This is a genomic window from Sphingomonas glacialis, assembly GCF_006439055.1.
GTDB lineage: Bacteria > Pseudomonadota > Alphaproteobacteria > Sphingomonadales > Sphingomonadaceae > Sphingomonas > Sphingomonas glacialis_A.
This window is the reverse complement of record NZ_RCZC01000001.1, coordinates 425,977-442,431: the sequence shown is the minus strand read 5'-3', so window position 1 is coordinate 442,431 and position 16,455 is coordinate 425,977. Positions and strand designations below refer to the sequence as shown.

Below are 16,455 nucleotides of genomic sequence, written 5' to 3'. Positions count from 1 at the left end.
CCTTTATGGCGCGCGGCGATCGTTGCAGAATTGGCTTGGGGAGGCTCGCGTGGCTAACCCATTTCCATCCCATCAGGGCGCCGCAATGGCGATCCTCACATGCGGCGCAGCGTTGAAACGCAACGAGGGGCAGTTCCTCGGCGGCATAGCATTCGACGCGAACCCGCTGAGCGTAAAGCAGTCAGATTGGCTCGCGATCTTGCTCAAGCGGCACAACCTCCCTCCTGTCGCGGGAGGCGTTCATGAGTGACGTCTATCCGCATACGCCCGGTCATCGTGGCGTAGACACGTCTATCTCCGCAGCTCGATCGATCGACATTGCGACCAGCCATCTTCAACGCATCGCACTTCGGGCAATTCGTGCGGCCGGCGCACGCGGGCTTACAACGCATGAACTGGCCGATATAGTTCGCATCCACCGCGACGCGCTCCAACCCAGGACAACAGAACTTCGTCAACGCGGCCTGATCCGCGACAGCGGGGGGCGGCGCCAGAACGTCACGGGCAAGAATGCCATTGTGTGGGTCGCGACTGGAGGTGCATCATGAGCGGCGTCTTCCACGCCAGCGCGACCACCGCGCGGCTCGACGCTGCCTTAGATGCGGCCGCCCCGCATCTTCGCCCAGTTCTTCTGGCGGTGCGCGATCACCGTGTCGGCATGCTATTCGTCGGGCAGGACGCCGGTGCGTTCTTCATCCCGAAGAAGAACGCGCGTCCCGCGATAGTGCTGATCGGCGATGACCTCGAATGCTCCGTCGGTCCCGAGGGCTTCCACATGCCGTCAGTTCGTAAGATGATCCGAGCGTGCAGCGCCTTCACGGTCGTATCGAGCGTGCCGACGCCAGAAATCTACGCGGCCGGCACTGCTATCGCGGTCGGCGGTAAGAACGCTGCGATAATCGAGACGCGCCTCGCGCACGAGTTTCAGTGGGTCGCGCTGATCCAGAAACTTGCGCCCGGCAGACCGATCCTGCTTTCGACCGTCACGGGAGGGACAGCATGAGCACGCAGCTCGTTTTTCTCCGCGACCGCGGCTGGCCGTGCGTTAGTGCATGCGTCGTGGTGATCCGGCTTCGCGATCGGCCTGGCTTCGCGGTCGGTGTGCAGGACCCCTTTCTCAGCGGCGGCGTCGGTCGGGTCTGGCTTTACCTTCGCCCCGCGCGGCGCCGTGCAGCCTACCTTGCCGCCGTACATTCCATTCCGATAGCGGAGGCAATCTGATGGCAAGCCTCGATCTTCCCCGCCTGTGTGCGGACATCCGCGACCGGTTCCCGATCTCGGGCGTTGCCGCGAAAGCGGGCGTGAAGCTGCAGCGGGCCGGTCGCGAGCTGAAGGGGTGCTGCCCCTTCCACCCCGACAAATCCCCGAGCTTCACCGTCTACGCGGACGATCGCCGCTTCCAGTGCTTCGGCTGCGGGGCCGAGGGCGATGTCCTCGATTTCGTGCAGCGCGCATATGGCGTGAAGCTGATCCCGGCGATCGAGATGCTGGACGGTGGCGCCTTGCGCGAACTCGAACAGCAGCGTGCGCCGGCCAAGCCCAAGTCCGACCTGCGGCCCGTCGCGCAACGGATCGTGAGGGGCTCGGTCCCGATCGAGGGGACACCGGCCGCGGCCTATCTTCGGTGGCGCGGGATCACGATCGACCTGCCGCACACGCTCCGCTTCGCGCAACTGCCCCCGCCGAAGATCGAGGGCAACGGCGTGCTTGAAGCGAATGGACCAGGATTGCTGCCCACCCTGGTCGCGATCGTCACCGATGCCGCCGGCGAATTAGTAGGGCTGCAACGCACCTACCTCACCGAAGTCGGTCGCAAAGCAACAACGACCGATCCCAAGGGGAAGGTGAAGTTCAGCCTCGGCCACGTCATCGGCGGCTCGATCCAGATCGGCCCACCCGCCGCCAGCATGATTGTATGCGAAGGGCTGGAAGATGGGCTCACCCTTGCGCAAGGGCTCGGACGGTCGGTTTGGGTCGCGGCCGGCACTTCGATGCTGCCGCAGATGGCATTCCCGGACGTAGTGCGTGCAGTCGTCATTGGTGCCGATGGTGACGCGGGCGGGAAAGTGGCAGCAGATAAGGCCGCAGCGGCTTTCACAGCTCAGGGATTGGCCGTCCGCATTATGCCGCCCAAGCCGCCCTTCAAGGATTTCAATGCCGAGCTGATGGCCACGATAGCACGGGAGAGCCGGCCATGACGGCGATCCCCCTCCGTGACCGGTATGAGCAGGCTGAACCCTACCGGCCTGCGAACGGCCCCGAACCCGTCAAGGTCGTCGCCACGCCTTACATCTGGCGCGACCCGACCACCATCAAGCCCCGTGAGTGGGTCTATGGCCGGTCTATCCAGCGTGGGCACGTTCGGGCGATCCTCGCACCAGGCGCGGCAGGTAAGACCATCCTGAGTGTCGGTGAGGCGCTTGCGATGGCTACGGGCCGCAACCTGCTCGGTCAGGAGGTTCCCGGAGGCCCGAAGCGGGTCTGGCTCTGGAACCTCGAGGACGATGCCGAGGAGCTGGCCCGCATCATCCAGGCGGCGTGCAAGCATTGGTCGATCGGTCCCGAGCATATCCGCGATCACCTCTTCGTGGATAGCGCGCTTGAAGGGGCGATCCTCAAGTTGGCGGCATCGACCGCAGCGGAAGGGATCGTCATCAACCGCCCCCTCGTCGCGGGCCTGACGGACGAGCTGCTGGACCGCGGCGTCGACTATCTCCACGCCGATCCCTTCGTGTCGTCCCACTCGGCCAACGAGAACGACAACATGGAGATCGACTCGATCGCTAAGGAATGGGCGATGGTCGCCAAGAACGCCAAGTGCGGGATTGGGCTGGCGCACCACGTGAGCAAGGCCGGCGCAGCAGAGGTTACCGCTTTGTCCGGCCGCGGCGCCGTCGCCCTCATCAACGCCTGCCGGTCGGTGCTGGTCCTCAATCGCATGGGTGAGGAAGAGGCGAGGATGTGGGGGATCGAGGAGGAACGCCGCCGCCGGTTCTTCCGAGTGTACGACGACAAGAACAACCGCGCCCCGCCCAGCGACAAGTCCGACTGGTACACGATGGCTTCGGTGAGCCTCGGCAACGGTATGAACGACGACGGCGACAACATGGGCGTCGTCATCCCGTGGTCGCCGCCAGACGCGTTCGAGGGGGTCACTGCCGACCACCTGCTTACCGTGCAGCATGCAATCGACCGTGTTGCCAATGCACAGCGTTACCGTGCCGACGCTCAGGCTAAGGCGTGGGTCGGCAAGGTCGTCGCCGACGTGTTCGGGCTCAGCGCTGACAGCAGCGTGAAGGCTGATCGGGCCCGCATCAACAAGATGCTCGGCACCTGGTTCGCTACCGGCGCGCTCGTGAAGGTCGATGGCAAGGACGACAAGAGCAACGACCGGACCTTCGTCGAGGTCGGAACTTGGGCGCTTCAGGACGTTCCCCCCACCTCGTCAGGTGAGGTGAGGACAGGTGTGGAAGGTGGGGGACCAAATCGTCCTCACCCCACCTGCCCCCCTATAGGGGCAGGGGTGGGGAAAGGTGGTCCACGGGTAGAATGCGAAGGTGGGGAAAACGCAGGTGGGGAAGCCGAAGCGGCCCCCCGCACACCGACCGTCTTCCATGCAGGCAATCCCGCGCTGGTGAAGTCGCCGGTCGTATTCCCCGAGCGCGGGTCGGCTAAATCGACGCGCGGTATGATCCTTGCGCCGGGCGAGGGGGGCGATGATGTCGAATTGTAATACCGCCGAGGGCCCGGCGAATGTTCTCGCGATCGCCCTCGCGTTCGCCAACGCGCTGAACCGCGAACGCGACCTAACCGAATGGGAAAGTGGGTTGGTGGCGGTGCTCGTGGCGAAGGGTAGGCAGCGAACGCCCCTCCGCCGCTGGACGCCGGCCCAAGACGACCAGCTATCACGCCTCACGCGGGGCGGACTCACTGCTGCGGAAATTGGCTCGCTCATCGGCCGCAGCACTAACGCCATCCACACCCGAATCAAACGGCTCAAGATAAAGGACAGCAACAATGGGTAAGCCTTCGAGCACAAACCGCGCCCGCCGGTCGGAAACGGTGGAGATCGAGGAGACAGCTGGCGAAAGCCAGAGTCTGACCATAGCCAGACTTCGTCTCAATCCGATGATGCGCCACGCGACGGTGGCGAACGCGATGGCGGCGGCTACTGTCAAATTTGATGGAGAGGCGGTATCTACGCTTGATGCGAGCGGCGCGCTCTCCGACATAGCCAACCAGGTCAAAACCGGGGACCTCGGGTCCGTTAGCGATTACCTTCTTGCTCAATCGGTGATGCTCGATGCCACCGTCACCGAAATGATGCGCCGCGCTTGGCAAAATGCTGGCGAATACCCCGAAGCATTCAGCCGATACATGACGCTCGCGCTGAAGGCACAAACGCAGAGCCGCACCACCCTCGAGGCGTTGGCCCGTTTGCACCAGCCGCGCGAACAGGTCGTACGGCACGTCCACGTTTACGAGGGCGGCCAAGCTGTCGTCGCCGAAGAATTCCACCACCACGGAAGGGGTATCGAGAATGCAGGATCAGACCATCAACCCCATGCAGCCCGAGCCCGCCGTGCTGGCGAACGCGCCGCGTTGCCTGGCGCAGACGCGGTCGGGAACAGCGTGCCGCTCCCCGCGGGTTCGGGGGCGGAACCGGTGCCGCATGCACGGCGGGGCAAAGGGGAGCGGCGCGCCGCGGGGAAATCAGAACGCGCTCAAGCACGGATTGCGGACAGCTGAGATGCGCAAGCTTCGATCGATGCTGCGAGACTATGGCAAGTGATCGGTCTCCGGGTGCCGTCAGTCCCCGACCCAACCGAACCGCTCATGCAAGGCGATAAATTCGCGAATTGCGTCCTCCGTTTGGGAGGATGCTTCCTCCCGTATGGCCGCAAGCGTGGCCGGGCGAAACCACATCGAGCGCCGCCGATCTGGATCATCGCGGGCCGGCATGAACCGATCGAAACGCATTGCCATGTCGCCGCCTGGCGCGAAATGAAACGACGCGAAACCATGGACGAGAAATTGGCGGCGTTCTTCTGCTGCTCGGAAATTGACCACCACGTGCTCGAAAGCGCCACGTTGGTCCGCCAAGGGGCCGTCAAGCGCGATCAAATCCGCGAACCGAGTAACCCGCTGGTCGAGCCGATACGGCAGAGTCGTGTTGGCGTCGGCGTATTCGGGAAGGCTTCCGCAGCGCACGACAGTGTCGGCCAATAGATACTCAACCTGAGCAAAAGCGTTTACGATCCACCCTCGATCAGCCGTCATCGCGCCGATCGCGTCCCGGTGAGCTTCATCGAAGCCACTACCTCGAGTGGAATGATAAAACGGCAGTCTCTCAGGGTCGGTGTCGGCGATCTTTTCCATTTTCGTTCCCCGCGGCATCAACTGCCCAATACTGCCCAAGCGCGTTAACGCTCATCGCGCGGTAATACTGTGGCCACGGACCATGTGGAGGCAATATGCGCGTCGAAATTCACGACACCACCGCCCGCTTTCGGGTCAACAACGCTCTGATCGCTTCAGCAACGGACAAGGCGCATAAAGACGGCATGACGCTGTCGGAATTTATCCGCGCCGCCATTCGCCGCGAGCTTCGGGACCACTGCGGTTCGCGGGTTTCGGTACGATGAGCGATCGCGATGCAGGCCCATGGGACGATTACGCGGACACCAGCACGCTGGCCAACAGTGCCGACCCTTATGCCCACTTTCAGGATGCGCCGGACCCCGGCTTCATCGGCGGTGATCCCCGCATGCACGGCGGCGCGGGACATCACCCAACCGCGGCGGACCCTTACGCTCAGTTCAAGGACGCACCGACCGATCAATACGACAGCGGGCACATCCCGCCCCCGCCCGATGGCAGCGGGATTTTTCCTGCCGGCGGCAGCGGTAACCTTCCCCCGCCGCCCGATGGCAGCGGCATAGTCCCCACGCATGCGGACGGCCCTTGGGATGATTACGCGGATCACACAGGTTCGCCAGCCCCGCGCGAGGGCGCGCCTCAGCAGGTCGGCGACCTCGGCTTCAACACGCCCAGCGCTCCCGCATCGCACATGTCGCCCGAAGATGAGGCGACCCTCCATCACCTTTACGCGACGGCGGGCGCTTCGACGATTACGCGCTTCCTCGCGAGCAAGGGGTTCAAGCCGAAAGAAAGCCTCGAAGGCTATGTCGCGCAGCGCGACAAGGCGATTCGCGACCAGCGCAAATTCGACACCGGCGTCAGCTACGCGCGGCCCGACCCGCACACCACGGAACTACCCTCCGACCTAAAGCAAGGCGGTGGCATGGCGGCGGCGCGCGGCTACATCAGCGTTGTGCCCGGCGTCGGCCACCTGACTGCGGCAGCGCGCGCGCTTGATACCCAGCTCGGCAACAACGGCGCGACCCCCAACGAGCGCGGCTTCTGGGACGAGTATAATTTCCAAAGCGACCTTGGCGACGGCGCGCGCGAGGGCGACGCGGCAGATCACCCATATGCGTCGCTCGCGGGCTCCCTTGTCGGCTCTCTCGCTATTCCCACTGGTCTTGAGGGTGTCGGATACACCGCCGGCCGCGATGCACTGCGTGCTGGTTCGACGATCGCCGAAGCGCGGGGCATCGCTGCTTCCGCGGTCCGCAACCGATTGTCGGCAACGAATGCCGCTTATGGCGGAGCCAAGGGGGCGCTCGACGCAAATTCGCCTTCCGAAGCGCTGACAGGTGGCGTGACAGGTGCGCTCATCGGCGGCGCAACCGGAGCAACGGTCGGTCAGATCGCGAAGTTGCGCGGTCCGGCGGTCGATGCCACTCGGCTCGCGGCGCGCGCTGCTCCGGCCGCTGACGGTGAAGCATCGGAGATCGCGGGGCTCGCCCGGGATCAGAAGATCGCGATCATGCCCCAAGACATCGGCGGACCGACTGTGCAGCGCTCGACGCAAGCTGCCGCGCAGACGCCCTACGGTGCGAGCGTCATCAAGCGCGCTGCGAACCGCCTCTACACCAGCTTCAAGGATCGCGTGAGCGAGATCGCTGGCCCCTCAGACACGCCGGTCGACGTGGGCAATACGATCAAGAGCCAGAGCGCAGCCCTGGCGAGTCGGGAGGCTTACCGTGCCGATGCGACCAGCGGCGCTGTTCTGGACGCGGCAGGCACTCCCTCCGACGAGACAGGCGCTGGCCAGGTTGTGCAGCGTGGCGTGAGCAGGTGGATACAGGATACCGCCACCCGCGCGAACGAGCTTTATTCGGCGGTGCCAATCCCTGCGACCCGCCCAGCCAGCGTCACGAACACGCGCCAGGTGCTCGGCGACCTGACGAGCGACATGGAGAGCAACTCTCGCTTGTCGGCGCTCTTCCAAAGCCCGCGCCTGCAATCATATCTCCATGCCCTCACGCCCGAAACCGAAACGCAGGCGACCGGCCTGCTCGATGCATCCGGCAATCCGATCACGCGCGACGTGCAGCAGGGCGGCAACCTATCTTGGCAGGATCTGCAGGAATTCCGGACGCGCGTTGGCGACATGCTTGACGAGCCGCGACTGTCGGACAAGATCGCCCCCCGTCAGTTGCGCACACTGTATGCCGGCCTGACCCAGGACATGGAAGCGACAGCACGCAGCGAGGGACCGCAGGCGTATCGCGGCTGGAAGCGGGCAAACGACTATTACGATGGTCGGATGAAGCGCATCCGCGATACCGCGTCGATCGTTACCGGCGACCGAAGCGACAAGACTCCGAATGAGGCTTACGCCGCGCTGCAGGGCCTGTTGCGGACAGGTTCAACAGGCGACGCCTCGGCATTTTCGCGGATCATGCGGTCAGTCTCCCCCGACGATGCCGCGTCCGTTCGTGCAACGCTGGTGCAGTCGCAGCGTGGCGGTCCTCAGTTTGACCCGGCGAAACTTTCGTCGAACTGGAGCAAGATCTCGGAGCGCGGAAAATCTGCCCTCCTGCCCCAACCGGGTTTGCGATCGATCATGGACGACGCTGCCAACCGCGCAACGAGCGCCACGCACGACCCGTTAGCTGACAAGAGCGGGGAGCAGGTGTATCTGTCGCTCGAGCGCCTCGCTGAGAATAGGGGCGATAGCTTGCGCTTCCAAGCGCATCTGGCTCGCATGTCGCCCGATGAGGCGAATTCGGTGCGCTCGCTGATGATCAACCGCATGGGTCTGGCGACGGCTGGCGCGCAGGGCGCGGACGGCGATACCTTCTCGATCGGCCGATTTCTGACGCGCTGGAACACCATGTCGCCGGGCGCCAAATCCGCGCTGTTCGGGAACTCAGAGATGCGCGGTCACATGGAAGCGCTCGCGCGCATCGCAGAACGCGTAAAGGCTTCGGAGAAGCTGGCTGGACACAGCAACACGGGCGGTGTCGAGATCGCGAACCGTACCAATGCTGGGCTTGGCGCGGCAGCAGTCGCGCTGCTAATGGGCCACCCGATCGCTGCCGCTGGCCTTGCCTCGCCTGCCGCGTATCAGCGCATCAGCGCGGAAGTGCTTACGTCGAAGCGGCTGCTTACCTGGATCGCCCGTGCGCCGGCCAAGGCGACCCCACCGGTACAGCGCGCATACATTGCGCAGCTAAGCCACATCGCGCGTGCTGAACCTGCGATCGCCAATCAGGTGCTCCATTTGCAGCAGCGCCTAAATGACGCTTTTTCGGGTGGCACTGCATCAATGCCGACACGAGCTGCAGCGATTCCAGCCAGCGACGAACCCGCTGACGAAGGACGGCAGTGACAGCGGCACGCATGACAAAAGTAGGCCCAGCGCCAGCGCCTTGGCCCAAGAACGCACCGGGCTAATCAGCGAAGCGTCCCGGCTTCGATATAATGCCGGGTAGCATTCAGCGCTTGCACGGGAACACCTTTTTGAAAGTGGCAGACAACACGTAGCTGGGCTGCTTATCCCAGTCTTCGGGGTGATCGGCCAGCCGCCGCCGGGCCAAGGCCATGACCTGGTCAGTTGACGAATTCGGGTTCGGACAGATGAACCCATTGATCGCCAAGGTGTCGTAGGTCGCCAAAACGTAGCCAGTGCAAAAATCAGCTCGGCGGGCCTCGTCGTGGGCCTCCGCGCATATGGTAGCCAGCATCTCAGTCGACGCCGTGCTCGCCCAAAACCCGGGCGATGAAGATACAGCCGACGTTGCAAAAAAGAGGATCGCAGGAAGCATTGCTCATCCATTCGCTAACTCAAGCCTACACTGGTTTCGAGGTAGGCCCTGGTCAAGAGCGTTCGCCTCGCCGCATATTGGAAAGGCGGCACTATGTTCGATTGTGGTGCGCTCCGATTGACTTGTACGCCGAATCAATCACTTTGCGACGATCGGTTTGGGAAAGCCGAGTTTCACGGGGGATGTCATGAATCGGTTTTATTGCGCGCTTTCGAGCGCAGTTCTTTTCACGTGTGCGCCGTGTGCAGCGCAGGTCGCGCCGGCTCCTGCGAATACGCCAACGATGCAAGTCGGGGTCGCGCCCGATAACACGCTCAGGACAGGCACCGAGGTGCAGCTCAAGCTGTCCGAGCCGCTAAGCACGAAAGGTAAGACGCTGCGTGTCGGGTATCATTTCCAGATGGAAGTGGCGGAAGCGGTGACCGTCAACAATCAGGTGGTAATTCCGGCAGGCAGCCCGGCGACCGGCGAAGTCACCGAGGTTCGAAACAAGGGCATGTGGGGTAAATCAGGCCATCTGACCGCAAGCATCCTATATGTGCGAGTGAACGGCCGGCAAATTCGGCTATCCGGGACCTTCGACGACAAGGGCGTCACAGGAACTGCCGGCGTTGTCGCTGCTGTCGCTTTCGTGCCAGTTGTTGGATTTTTCACGACAGGCACAAGCGCGAGCGTTCCATTGGGTGCGCCAGTGAAGGGATTTATCGCCGAAGACGTTCCTTTGACTTTCGCCCAGGCAACCGCGCCAATGGTGGTCCCGGCCACAGTGCCGGCGAGCCCGGTGCTTCTGAAGGCCGCAGCCTCAACCTCAAAATAAGGGCCGGCGACCTTCGCTGGTGACGGCGGCGCAGCGGGGTGGCAGGCGAGGGAATGCTTTCGCTCATCGCTCCGCCGCCCGCAATATTTTCCTGCACGGTCACGCGCGTTCATGATGGCGACGGCCCGATCTGGTGCTCGAACGGCACCAAGATTCGCGTTGCGGGCATTCAGGCGCCGGATCTCAAAAACACAGTGCCCTGCCGCGAGGGGCGCGCCGAATACGCCTGTTCGAACGTCGCTGCGGAGCGCAGCCGCGTCGTCGTCGAGCGCCTGACGCTGCACCAGGCGATGACCTGCCAGCCTATGGGTACGAGTTACTCGCGTGTCGTTGCGCGCTGCACGCTGCAGGATGGACGATCGCTATCATGCGCGATCCTCGCCGCGGGCGCCGCCGTTCGATGGGACAAGTATTGGGTCCGCTATCACATGGGAGAATGCCGATGACACCCGAGCTGGAGCGGTACCATTTGGCGTTCGGCGGCCGGGTGGATTAATGCTCTCTATGCGGCTGAACTGAGACGTCCGCTTCCGCCTCAGCGATTTCACCTACGTCTGCGCGGTCGGCGGATTCTTGGGCTTCCCGATCCTTGGCCTTGGCCGCGCTACGCTCATCACGAGCAGCAAGCGCCGCATAAGCATTAAAGGATCGAAGCTCGCGGTCTCGAACATTTGGCAGCGTCGCTTCATCCGCTGCGATCTTGGCAGCATCGGCACTCTCGCGATTTGTCTTAAAAGCCATCATCCACCCGCACGAAATAAGCACATTACCAAGTAAGAAATAAGGTCGGGCAGGCTGGATTGCGAGTGCCGGGCAAGCCTGCCCTCCACTTCGTCGGCTTCCGCGGCGAAGAGTATCATTCGGCCGTGCGGATCTGGGGCAAGTCCGAATTCATCCATCCGGCTTGGAGTCGTTGGGCGCCGCAAGGCGTGCACCCGGTCGACACGGTTAACAGCAGATGGATCCCATCATGCGAACGCAGCGAAGCTCCGACCTGGCAAATTAACCCCAGGCAAGCACTTGAACCCGGGGCGGGCGAGCAGATAACCTTGGATATAGCGGACCCCCATCGCACGCAGGATGTCGTATTCGGCGATAGTTTCGATGCCCTCGGCAATAATCACGATGCCCAGCGAGTGAGCTATGCGGATCACACCCTCGACAATCATTCTGCGTGGCAGACTCGCTTCAATCCCTCGAACGAGCTCCATGTCGAGCTTGATATAGTCGGTTTGAAATTTCGCGAGGAGCCCAAGCCCGGCGTGTCCCGCGCCGAAGTCGTCGATCGCAGTGCCGAACCCCATCTTCCGGTAGGTCTCCACGATGTTCTTCACGTGATCGGTGTCGATCATTTCCTCATTCTCGGTGAACTCGAAGATCAATCGATCGATCGGCAAGCCTGTCGCGCGCGCTGTCTTAAGGGTCAACTGGATGCAGGCAGCTGGCGAGTACACGGCGTTTGGCAGGAAGTTAATGGAGAGCTTGGCACCGGTGTCGAGGATACCCGCAGCGACGGCGCCTTCTATCGCAGCCACCCGGCAACGCTGATCGAACGCATATCGGTTTTCGCTTGTAACGCCCGCAAGCAAGTGGGCCGCACCTTCGCCGTTGCTTCCGCGCACCAGCGCTTCGAACGCGAAGACGTGGCCTGTCTCGACATCGACGATCGGCTGGAACGCCATCGCAATGTCGAACTGATGGCTATCTGATTTACAGCCTTGGCATCCGCCCTGCATGCTCGTTTCTCCAACCTGAGGGCTACTCGATGAATGCTAAGAGCTCGTGAATCTTGGAGAAGGCAATTGGCCTTCCGATGTTGCAGGCTGGCGCGCGTTTCGCGGTCGGCCCGTCAGTTTAGCGGGTGCAGGTCGAGTCCCGCGTCATCAATTGACTGGCGAAGTTTCAGGAGCCCGCGGCGAACCCAGCTCTTCATCGTGCTAACCGGCACGTCGTGCGTCGCAGCCATCTCTGCATGCGTCAGGCCGCCAAAAAAGGCGCCATAGATAGCATCGCGCTCGCATATCTTAAGCGTTGCCAGGCACGCCAGCAGGCCCGCACTGGCTTCACCTTCTAGCATTGTCTCGCTGATGAGCGGCAGCGGATCTGCAATTTCCCAAGCGCCCTCGATGGGCTCCGATCGGCGGACGTATTCAGCACGGACCCAGTCGATGCAACGGTTTCGCGCAAGTGTCGACATCCACGCAATCGCACTGCCACGGCCAGGATCGAAAGCGCCGGCCCGATTCCAGATCTTCAAGTATACGTCATGGAGCATGTCCTCAGCGGCGCCCTGACTGCGACAGACGCGGAAGCAAATGCCGAATAGTTTCGAACACGTGAGCCCGTACAGTTCGCGAAAAGCCTCCCGATCTTCCTGGCCGGTGCGGATAAGCGCCAGCGTTAGAATCTGCTGAGGGCTCAGCGGCGGGACGCCATCAGCCACCGAAAACCCGGCGGTCTCGCCAAGCACGACGACGCGATCAAGAGTCTCACTTGTCGGGGTGCCGGAATTTCCGACCTGTCCATTGTCGAAGCTATGGAAAGTCGGATTCATAAAATGGTCAACGTCGCCCAGGTCGCTAAGTTGCCACCTTGAACGAGATCTTAAAAATACTCAGAGGATCGTGCCTCGCCATGAGCGGCGGGTTAGCGACCGCCGGTTTCTCGATCATCTGACCGGCAGATAGAGGCATCACGATCCTAGTCGAAGTGCGGCTCGACTACGCGATTATCCGATGCTTGCAGGCCTCCAGCGGTCAAGCGTACTTCCGCACCTTTGCACGTGGCGCTCGCTGCCTGGTCGGATCATGGCTCTCGATCCGATTGAACCGAGACGTCAGCTTCAGCCTCGGCAGACTTTTCAAGAACCTTGTTGATCAACGATTCGGTGCCGGCCTCGCTGATCGTGCGGCCCAGGTCGATTGCCACTTCCGGCGTCATACTAACAATCTTGCCGTCATAACTCTCGACGAGCACATGACCGTCTTCGACCCAAACCTTCCGCGGCGATCCATAGGGCTCGATCCCTGCCATGCGCAGCGCGTGTTCAGCTTTCTCCTCGGCCGTGCGAGGCTGGAATTCGAAAGGACGAGTCATGGTCAACCCTTTGCTATCAGATCGTACATTATCGATCGGACGGGCATGGGTCCAGACAGGACGTTTTTACGGATCTAGTTGCCGTGTCTAAGCGAGTGGATCAGTTTCCCAACAACATGCTCTGGCCGCGCTGGCTTCATCACCAGCGGTGCTTGCGCTAGGGCTGACGCGAGTTCGCCAGGGAGTCCGGTTGCGCTGTGCACAACAAATGGCACCCCCTGTTCGGTAAGCAGCATCGCAACCGGCGTAACTAAACCATCCAGAAGGTTCGCATCGATGACCGCTGCATCGATGCCGCCGACGGCGAGCAGCGCCAGCGCGTCTGCCACGGTTGCGACGGGGCCCACGACGTCGGAGCCCAAGTCCTCGACGGCCATCGCCAAGCCCAATGCGATCAGGCTTTCGTCCTCGACAATCAGGATGGAAATTTTTGGCATGAGGGGTCCCGCTTTTTCAGCGGGAGCACGATCTCTCGCAGCCGTTGACGCTTATGACGTTTCAACGATGCAGGCTAAACTGACATGATCCAAGTTAGTTGCAAGCAATACAACGTGCATTACGCAACTATCCGGTCTGCTGCGGCGTCCTGGATGTTATGCTGTGCTATCGCCGAGCGACATTCGAGTCGGTGACCGAGAGCATCTGGAAAGCCCCCCCGCTTAGCGTGGAGACCGTCATGCCTGAGCCGACCGACGGCCGATATTTCGAATACCGTGCAGCGCAGGCGCGGGAAATGGCGGAGCGCGCGACGTCACCAGCGGCACGTCGTATCCACCTCGAGCTTGCTGCCGATTATGATCAGAAAGCTCGCGAGCAGGACCTGCACCTGCTCGTTCCGGATAGCAGACCGTCGGTCAGATCTGGAGTACGACCAGATGTGGTCAATCGTCGAGCAGGTTGAGGTGCAGATAGGCCCGCTGAAAGTCAGCGACCTCCCGGAGTCTATGTTCGTCGAGAATAGCGATGGTGCGCTTATCGCGCACGATAAGCCCGGAGCGCTCGAGCTGCTTGATCATCCGGTGGACGTGGACTGTCGTAAGACCGAGGGCGTCGCCCATCTGCTCCTGTGTCATAGGTAGTTTGTGGGCTTCGCCCTCGTGAAATCCGACCACTTCAAGGCGCAGCGCGATTTCGCACAGCAGATGTGCGAGCCTCATCAGCGCGTCGCGGCGGCCGATATTGGCGATCCACTCCCAAGCGATAGATCCATCGACCAGCGTGTCTAGCCAGAAGGCGTGAGCGATCCTGGGGTGCGTCGCGGCGATCTCGAGCAGCGCCTTGCGCGGGATGCGCGCCATCGTGATCGCGCTCAGCGCCTGCACGCTGTGGTCGGCGATCTTGAGTAACGAGTTCTGCAAATCGACCGCGTCCCCCGGAACCTGCAGCGCGACGATCTGCCGGCCGCCGTCGCCGACGATCTTCTGACGATAGGCGAAGCCGCTGAGCAGCACGCAGGTGAACTCTGCACGCTCGCCCTGACGGACGAGATAACCGCTCGGGTCGAGCTCTTTGAGCGTGAACGGCAGCGCCATGAGCGCGGCTTCATCGTCTGGTTCGAAATGGCTACGGCTCTTCAGCTTGGTCAATAGCCGCTGTAAGGTGACATCTTCCACGGTAATCTCCCGATCTTGGCGGGAGCTCAACACTCTCAGTCACCGGTAGCCATCGGGACCGGTGATAGCGGTATAGTAACATAGATTGCGCCAAGGTCCGCGATAATCGCGATGCACCTGGATTAAGTTATCGGCTGGGCAAACTGCGCCGGGACATCGCCTAAACGGCGGCGCGACCCACCACATTAATGGCATCGTCGAACGGGAAGCTGGCGAGTATCACCCCTTCGTCATCCTCAATGTTCACACGTCCACGCAGATCGAGCATCCCCTTTTTCACAATCTCGTGCGCGAGAAACTCGCGGACGCCCGCGATGGCAACCCTTCTCGCTACCTCCAGATCAATCAGGTCGTGGCCTTCCGGATCTGGGCAGTCGGAATGCTGGTTTATAATGTGGATATGGAATATCGGCATGGCTGGTTCGTACAGGAGCTGCTCTTGACGATCCACGATTTGGATCAAGTATATAAGTTCGCTTCAAGATCATTAGCCTCGACGTCTTGTCGAGCAACGGATACCAACGCCACCCCAAACGTTAAGTGAGATTCTGGCGCCATTCCGGGCAACAGATTACCGAAAGCGGCGTTGATCGACGTCCGAACGATATGCAGGCGATCCTTAAACGCGTTGTCGATGAAACGCATTGGGAGAATTAATGACGAACCATTTGAAGGCTGCCACAAGGGACTGCCGCGTTCGTCGGGTCATCTATTCCAGTGTGGCGGTTGGTGATGATCGCAAAGAGGATCGCGTTGAGATCTTGCGAGTATCGCGAGCCAATAACGGCCTGGACGGCGTTTCCGGTTTCCTGTGGACCGACGGGCTCAGCTATATTCAGGTTTTGGAGGGGAACCCTGAAACCGTCACCCTGTTGCTGACGCGGATTGCTGCCGATCCCAGGCACCGGGATGTGCGCATTCTGAGTGATCAAATCGACGGCAAGAAGGCGTTCAGCGATTGGGCGATGGGCAGTTTAACGTCTGATCGCGACGGTGCGGTTTTGCGCGAACAGGTGGCCCGCTTCCTCCGACATGCTCCCGACGATGTGCGTACGGTATTCGGCCCATTGGTAGCGAACGGATAGACTCTCCGAATGGAACAGCAGCGCGCCTCACTGGCTCCATTCGGCATTCTTTAGGTGCCGAAGGAGGATCGATCCGCGATCCGCAGAGCGCGCTAGATGGTATCGATGGTAGCCTGAAGGGAAGCTGCCAATTCAGTTCGAGCGCCGTTCACCGCCAGCACCTAAGACAGGCCGTAGGACCGAGCCGTCCGTTCCGACGTTCTCGACCGTCCCGAGGAGAATGCAATGAAGAGCAAGTTTGCACTGGCCGCCATGATGGCCATGGTCGCCGTTCCAGCTATGATGCCGACCGCTGCGGTCGCGCGTCATCGCACTTATCACGGCCACAGCAATTATCGACATCGCTGTGGCGGCGGGAACGGCGCTGTTGGAACGATTGCGGGCGGTGTCGGCGGCGCACTGATCGGCAATGCGCTCGGGGGCGGCGTCCTAGGCACAGTTGCCGGCGGGGTCGGCGGCGGCCTGCTTGGCCGTCATCTCGACAAGACACACACCCGCCACCGTCGCGGCTGCTGATCTATCGCAAAAGCTAGAGCCCTCTTCTGGACTGGAGGGGGCTCAGTTTGCTGTCTCAACAAGCCGCAGAATCAGTATCAGCGCCGCCGAGCCTATTCTTAAATCTCCGCATCGACCGCGCGTCCCAGCCCATAAGCGTCGTCGCGAGC

Annotated in this window: 26 protein-coding genes; 15 read left to right on the top strand and 11 right to left on the bottom strand. The window is 61.8% G+C overall.

Going from position 1 to position 16,455, the window contains the following annotated elements; translation table 11 throughout:
* Nucleotides 1-85: 85 nt before the first annotated feature.
* Genes EAH76_RS24130 through EAH76_RS23840 form a run of 7 tightly spaced genes read left to right on the top strand, consistent with a single transcriptional unit; the run spans nucleotide 86 to nucleotide 4,025 of the window.
* Nucleotides 86-250: a hypothetical protein gene (locus tag EAH76_RS24130; protein WP_170207993.1), complete on the top strand. Its 165-nt coding sequence runs from the start codon at nucleotides 86-88 to the stop codon at nucleotides 248-250.
* Nucleotides 243-548 (top strand): hypothetical protein, encoded by a 306-nt coding sequence (locus EAH76_RS02120; RefSeq protein ID WP_140847393.1) that lies wholly within the window; start codon nucleotides 243-245, stop codon nucleotides 546-548. The genes EAH76_RS24130 and EAH76_RS02120 overlap by 8 nt, the downstream gene beginning before the upstream one ends.
* The gene (locus EAH76_RS02115) at nucleotides 545-1,003 is read left to right on the top strand and encodes a hypothetical protein (protein ID WP_140847390.1); all 459 of its coding nucleotides are present in this window, start codon (nucleotides 545-547) and stop codon (nucleotides 1,001-1,003) included. The genes EAH76_RS02120 and EAH76_RS02115 overlap by 4 nt, the downstream gene beginning before the upstream one ends.
* Entirely contained in the window at nucleotides 1,000-1,221 is a 222-nt protein-coding gene (locus EAH76_RS02110) for a hypothetical protein (RefSeq protein ID WP_140847386.1), read from the top strand. Before EAH76_RS02115 ends, EAH76_RS02110 begins: the two co-directional genes overlap by 4 nt.
* Nucleotides 1,221-2,198, top strand: a complete 978-nt coding sequence (locus tag EAH76_RS02105) for a CHC2 zinc finger domain-containing protein (protein WP_140847383.1) — start codon at nucleotides 1,221-1,223, stop codon at nucleotides 2,196-2,198. The genes EAH76_RS02110 and EAH76_RS02105 overlap by 1 nt, the downstream gene beginning before the upstream one ends.
* Nucleotides 2,195-3,733 (top strand): AAA family ATPase, encoded by a 1,539-nt coding sequence (locus EAH76_RS02100; protein ID WP_140847380.1) that lies wholly within the window; start codon nucleotides 2,195-2,197, stop codon nucleotides 3,731-3,733. The genes EAH76_RS02105 and EAH76_RS02100 overlap by 4 nt, the downstream gene beginning before the upstream one ends.
* Nucleotides 3,720-4,025 (top strand): hypothetical protein, encoded by a 306-nt coding sequence (locus tag EAH76_RS23840; protein WP_161988943.1) that lies wholly within the window; start codon nucleotides 3,720-3,722, stop codon nucleotides 4,023-4,025. The genes EAH76_RS02100 and EAH76_RS23840 overlap by 14 nt, the downstream gene beginning before the upstream one ends.
* Here the strand turns inward: EAH76_RS23840 and EAH76_RS24810 are convergent.
* Nucleotides 3,997-4,524: a hypothetical protein gene (locus EAH76_RS24810; RefSeq protein WP_140847377.1), complete on the bottom strand. Its 528-nt coding sequence runs from the start codon at nucleotides 4,522-4,524 to the stop codon at nucleotides 3,997-3,999. The two genes, EAH76_RS23840 and EAH76_RS24810, sit on opposite strands and share 29 nt — an antisense overlap.
* A gap of 16 nt (nucleotides 4,525-4,540) precedes the next feature.
* On the opposite strand from EAH76_RS24810, the gene EAH76_RS24805 reads away from it, so the two are divergent.
* Complete coding sequence (locus EAH76_RS24805; RefSeq protein WP_431357963.1) at nucleotides 4,541-4,792, top strand: HGGxSTG domain-containing protein; 252 nt, start codon at nucleotides 4,541-4,543, stop codon at nucleotides 4,790-4,792.
* Nucleotides 4,793-4,809: 17 nt separating this feature from the next.
* Here EAH76_RS24805 and EAH76_RS02085 read toward each other — a convergent pair whose 3' ends face one another.
* Entirely contained in the window at nucleotides 4,810-5,379 is a 570-nt protein-coding gene (locus EAH76_RS02085) for a hypothetical protein (RefSeq protein WP_140847374.1), read from the bottom strand.
* Between the two features lie 95 nt (nucleotides 5,380-5,474).
* On the opposite strand from EAH76_RS02085, the gene EAH76_RS23830 reads away from it, so the two are divergent.
* Together EAH76_RS23830 and EAH76_RS02080 are read left to right on the top strand one after the other, a co-directional pair.
* The gene (locus EAH76_RS23830; RefSeq protein ID WP_161988941.1) at nucleotides 5,475-5,645 is read left to right on the top strand and encodes a hypothetical protein; all 171 of its coding nucleotides are present in this window, start codon (nucleotides 5,475-5,477) and stop codon (nucleotides 5,643-5,645) included.
* Nucleotides 5,642-8,743, top strand: a complete 3,102-nt coding sequence (locus EAH76_RS02080) for a hypothetical protein (protein WP_140847371.1) — start codon at nucleotides 5,642-5,644, stop codon at nucleotides 8,741-8,743. Before EAH76_RS23830 ends, EAH76_RS02080 begins: the two co-directional genes overlap by 4 nt.
* A 106-nt stretch (nucleotides 8,744-8,849) precedes the next feature.
* Here EAH76_RS02080 and EAH76_RS02075 read toward each other — a convergent pair whose 3' ends face one another.
* Entirely contained in the window at nucleotides 8,850-9,179 is a 330-nt protein-coding gene (locus EAH76_RS02075; RefSeq protein WP_140847368.1) for a Rap1a/Tai family immunity protein, read from the bottom strand.
* A gap of 283 nt (nucleotides 9,180-9,462) precedes the next feature.
* On the opposite strand from EAH76_RS02075, the gene EAH76_RS02070 reads away from it, so the two are divergent.
* The gene (locus EAH76_RS02070; protein ID WP_241659501.1) at nucleotides 9,463-9,996 is read left to right on the top strand and encodes a hypothetical protein; all 534 of its coding nucleotides are present in this window, start codon (nucleotides 9,463-9,465) and stop codon (nucleotides 9,994-9,996) included.
* A gap of 53 nt (nucleotides 9,997-10,049) precedes the next feature.
* On the top strand, nucleotides 10,050-10,442 hold the full coding sequence (locus EAH76_RS02065) for a thermonuclease family protein (RefSeq protein ID WP_140847361.1): 393 nt from the start codon (nucleotides 10,050-10,052) through the stop codon (nucleotides 10,440-10,442).
* A 46-nt stretch (nucleotides 10,443-10,488) separates the two neighbouring features.
* On the opposite strand, the gene EAH76_RS02060 is transcribed toward EAH76_RS02065, so the two are convergent.
* The 5 genes from EAH76_RS02060 to EAH76_RS02040 all read right to left on the bottom strand — a co-directional run bounded on the left by EAH76_RS02060 (nucleotide 10,489) and on the right by EAH76_RS02040 (nucleotide 13,529).
* Complete coding sequence (locus EAH76_RS02060; RefSeq protein ID WP_140847358.1) at nucleotides 10,489-10,737, bottom strand: hypothetical protein; 249 nt, start codon at nucleotides 10,735-10,737, stop codon at nucleotides 10,489-10,491.
* A gap of 227 nt (nucleotides 10,738-10,964) precedes the next feature.
* A complete protein-coding gene (locus tag EAH76_RS02055) occupies nucleotides 10,965-11,678 on the bottom strand; it encodes an EAL domain-containing protein (protein WP_140848324.1) in 714 nt (237 codons plus the stop codon).
* A gap of 167 nt (nucleotides 11,679-11,845) precedes the next feature.
* Nucleotides 11,846-12,550 carry a sigma-70 family RNA polymerase sigma factor gene (locus tag EAH76_RS02050; protein ID WP_140847353.1) on the bottom strand — a complete coding sequence of 235 codons (705 nt, stop codon included), beginning with the start codon at nucleotides 12,548-12,550 and terminating at the stop codon, nucleotides 11,846-11,848.
* Between the two features lie 251 nt (nucleotides 12,551-12,801).
* Nucleotides 12,802-13,092, bottom strand: a complete 291-nt coding sequence (locus tag EAH76_RS02045) for a hypothetical protein (RefSeq protein WP_140847350.1) — start codon at nucleotides 13,090-13,092, stop codon at nucleotides 12,802-12,804.
* Between the two features lie 74 nt (nucleotides 13,093-13,166).
* Nucleotides 13,167-13,529 (bottom strand): response regulator, encoded by a 363-nt coding sequence (locus EAH76_RS02040; protein ID WP_241659500.1) that lies wholly within the window; start codon nucleotides 13,527-13,529, stop codon nucleotides 13,167-13,169.
* A 239-nt stretch (nucleotides 13,530-13,768) separates the two neighbouring features.
* Between EAH76_RS02040 and EAH76_RS02035 the strand changes: the two genes are divergently transcribed.
* Complete coding sequence (locus EAH76_RS02035) at nucleotides 13,769-13,993, top strand: hypothetical protein (RefSeq protein ID WP_140847347.1); 225 nt, start codon at nucleotides 13,769-13,771, stop codon at nucleotides 13,991-13,993.
* On the opposite strand, the gene EAH76_RS02030 is transcribed toward EAH76_RS02035, so the two are convergent.
* The 3 genes from EAH76_RS02030 to EAH76_RS02020 form a co-directional block, all read right to left on the bottom strand.
* Nucleotides 13,974-14,705: a Crp/Fnr family transcriptional regulator gene (locus EAH76_RS02030; protein ID WP_241659499.1), complete on the bottom strand. Its 732-nt coding sequence runs from the start codon at nucleotides 14,703-14,705 to the stop codon at nucleotides 13,974-13,976. The two genes, EAH76_RS02035 and EAH76_RS02030, sit on opposite strands and share 20 nt — an antisense overlap.
* A 160-nt stretch (nucleotides 14,706-14,865) precedes the next feature.
* Nucleotides 14,866-15,168: a DUF6894 family protein gene (locus EAH76_RS02025; RefSeq protein ID WP_140847344.1), complete on the bottom strand. Its 303-nt coding sequence runs from the start codon at nucleotides 15,166-15,168 to the stop codon at nucleotides 14,866-14,868.
* A complete protein-coding gene (locus tag EAH76_RS02020; protein WP_140847341.1) occupies nucleotides 15,165-15,350 on the bottom strand; it encodes a hypothetical protein in 186 nt (61 codons plus the stop codon). The genes EAH76_RS02025 and EAH76_RS02020 overlap by 4 nt, the downstream gene beginning before the upstream one ends.
* Before the next feature lie 11 nt (nucleotides 15,351-15,361).
* Between EAH76_RS02020 and EAH76_RS02015 the strand changes: the two genes are divergently transcribed.
* Together EAH76_RS02015 and EAH76_RS02010 are read left to right on the top strand one after the other, a co-directional pair.
* On the top strand, nucleotides 15,362-15,790 hold the full coding sequence (locus tag EAH76_RS02015) for a BLUF domain-containing protein (RefSeq protein ID WP_140847338.1): 429 nt from the start codon (nucleotides 15,362-15,364) through the stop codon (nucleotides 15,788-15,790).
* 225 nt (nucleotides 15,791-16,015) lie between these two features.
* Entirely contained in the window at nucleotides 16,016-16,306 is a 291-nt protein-coding gene (locus EAH76_RS02010; protein ID WP_140847335.1) for a hypothetical protein, read from the top strand.
* Nucleotides 16,307-16,455 lie beyond the last annotated feature (149 nt).

What these genes read in the sequence shown, in the direction of transcription:
- EAH76_RS24130 (WP_170207993.1), top strand. Translation starts at nt 86, where the DNA reads ATGGCGATCCTCACATGCGGCGCAGCGTTGAAACGCAACGAGGGGCAG.
- EAH76_RS02110 (WP_140847386.1), top strand. Translation starts at nt 1,000, where the DNA reads ATGAGCACGCAGCTCGTTTTTCTCCGCGACCGCGGCTGGCCGTGCGTT.
- EAH76_RS02080 (WP_140847371.1), top strand. Translation starts at nt 5,642, where the DNA reads ATGAGCGATCGCGATGCAGGCCCATGGGACGATTACGCGGACACCAGC.
- EAH76_RS02055 (WP_140848324.1), bottom strand. Translation starts at nt 11,678, where the DNA reads ATGGCGTTCCAGCCGATCGTCGATGTCGAGACAGGCCACGTCTTCGCG.
- EAH76_RS02120 (WP_140847393.1), top strand. Translation starts at nt 243, where the DNA reads ATGAGTGACGTCTATCCGCATACGCCCGGTCATCGTGGCGTAGACACG.
- EAH76_RS24805 (WP_431357963.1), top strand. Translation starts at nt 4,541, where the DNA reads ATGCAGGATCAGACCATCAACCCCATGCAGCCCGAGCCCGCCGTGCTG.
- EAH76_RS02075 (WP_140847368.1), bottom strand. Translation starts at nt 9,179, where the DNA reads ATGCTTCCTGCGATCCTCTTTTTTGCAACGTCGGCTGTATCTTCATCG.
- EAH76_RS02065 (WP_140847361.1), top strand. Translation starts at nt 10,050, where the DNA reads ATGCTTTCGCTCATCGCTCCGCCGCCCGCAATATTTTCCTGCACGGTC.
- EAH76_RS02020 (WP_140847341.1), bottom strand. Translation starts at nt 15,350, where the DNA reads ATGCGTTTCATCGACAACGCGTTTAAGGATCGCCTGCATATCGTTCGG.
- EAH76_RS02010 (WP_140847335.1), top strand. Translation starts at nt 16,016, where the DNA reads ATGAAGAGCAAGTTTGCACTGGCCGCCATGATGGCCATGGTCGCCGTT.
- EAH76_RS02045 (WP_140847350.1), bottom strand. Translation starts at nt 13,092, where the DNA reads ATGACTCGTCCTTTCGAATTCCAGCCTCGCACGGCCGAGGAGAAAGCT.
- EAH76_RS02085 (WP_140847374.1), bottom strand. Translation starts at nt 5,379, where the DNA reads ATGGAAAAGATCGCCGACACCGACCCTGAGAGACTGCCGTTTTATCAT.
- EAH76_RS02100 (WP_140847380.1), top strand. Translation starts at nt 2,195, where the DNA reads ATGACGGCGATCCCCCTCCGTGACCGGTATGAGCAGGCTGAACCCTAC.
- EAH76_RS02070 (WP_241659501.1), top strand. Translation starts at nt 9,463, where the DNA reads ATGCAAGTCGGGGTCGCGCCCGATAACACGCTCAGGACAGGCACCGAG.
- EAH76_RS02060 (WP_140847358.1), bottom strand. Translation starts at nt 10,737, where the DNA reads ATGGCTTTTAAGACAAATCGCGAGAGTGCCGATGCTGCCAAGATCGCA.
- EAH76_RS02015 (WP_140847338.1), top strand. Translation starts at nt 15,362, where the DNA reads ATGACGAACCATTTGAAGGCTGCCACAAGGGACTGCCGCGTTCGTCGG.
- EAH76_RS02115 (WP_140847390.1), top strand. Translation starts at nt 545, where the DNA reads ATGAGCGGCGTCTTCCACGCCAGCGCGACCACCGCGCGGCTCGACGCT.
- EAH76_RS02050 (WP_140847353.1), bottom strand. Translation starts at nt 12,550, where the DNA reads ATGAATCCGACTTTCCATAGCTTCGACAATGGACAGGTCGGAAATTCC.
- EAH76_RS23830 (WP_161988941.1), top strand. Translation starts at nt 5,475, where the DNA reads ATGCGCGTCGAAATTCACGACACCACCGCCCGCTTTCGGGTCAACAAC.
- EAH76_RS02035 (WP_140847347.1), top strand. Translation starts at nt 13,769, where the DNA reads ATGCCTGAGCCGACCGACGGCCGATATTTCGAATACCGTGCAGCGCAG.
- EAH76_RS02105 (WP_140847383.1), top strand. Translation starts at nt 1,221, where the DNA reads ATGGCAAGCCTCGATCTTCCCCGCCTGTGTGCGGACATCCGCGACCGG.
- EAH76_RS02040 (WP_241659500.1), bottom strand. Translation starts at nt 13,529, where the DNA reads ATGCCAAAAATTTCCATCCTGATTGTCGAGGACGAAAGCCTGATCGCA.
- EAH76_RS23840 (WP_161988943.1), top strand. Translation starts at nt 3,720, where the DNA reads ATGTCGAATTGTAATACCGCCGAGGGCCCGGCGAATGTTCTCGCGATC.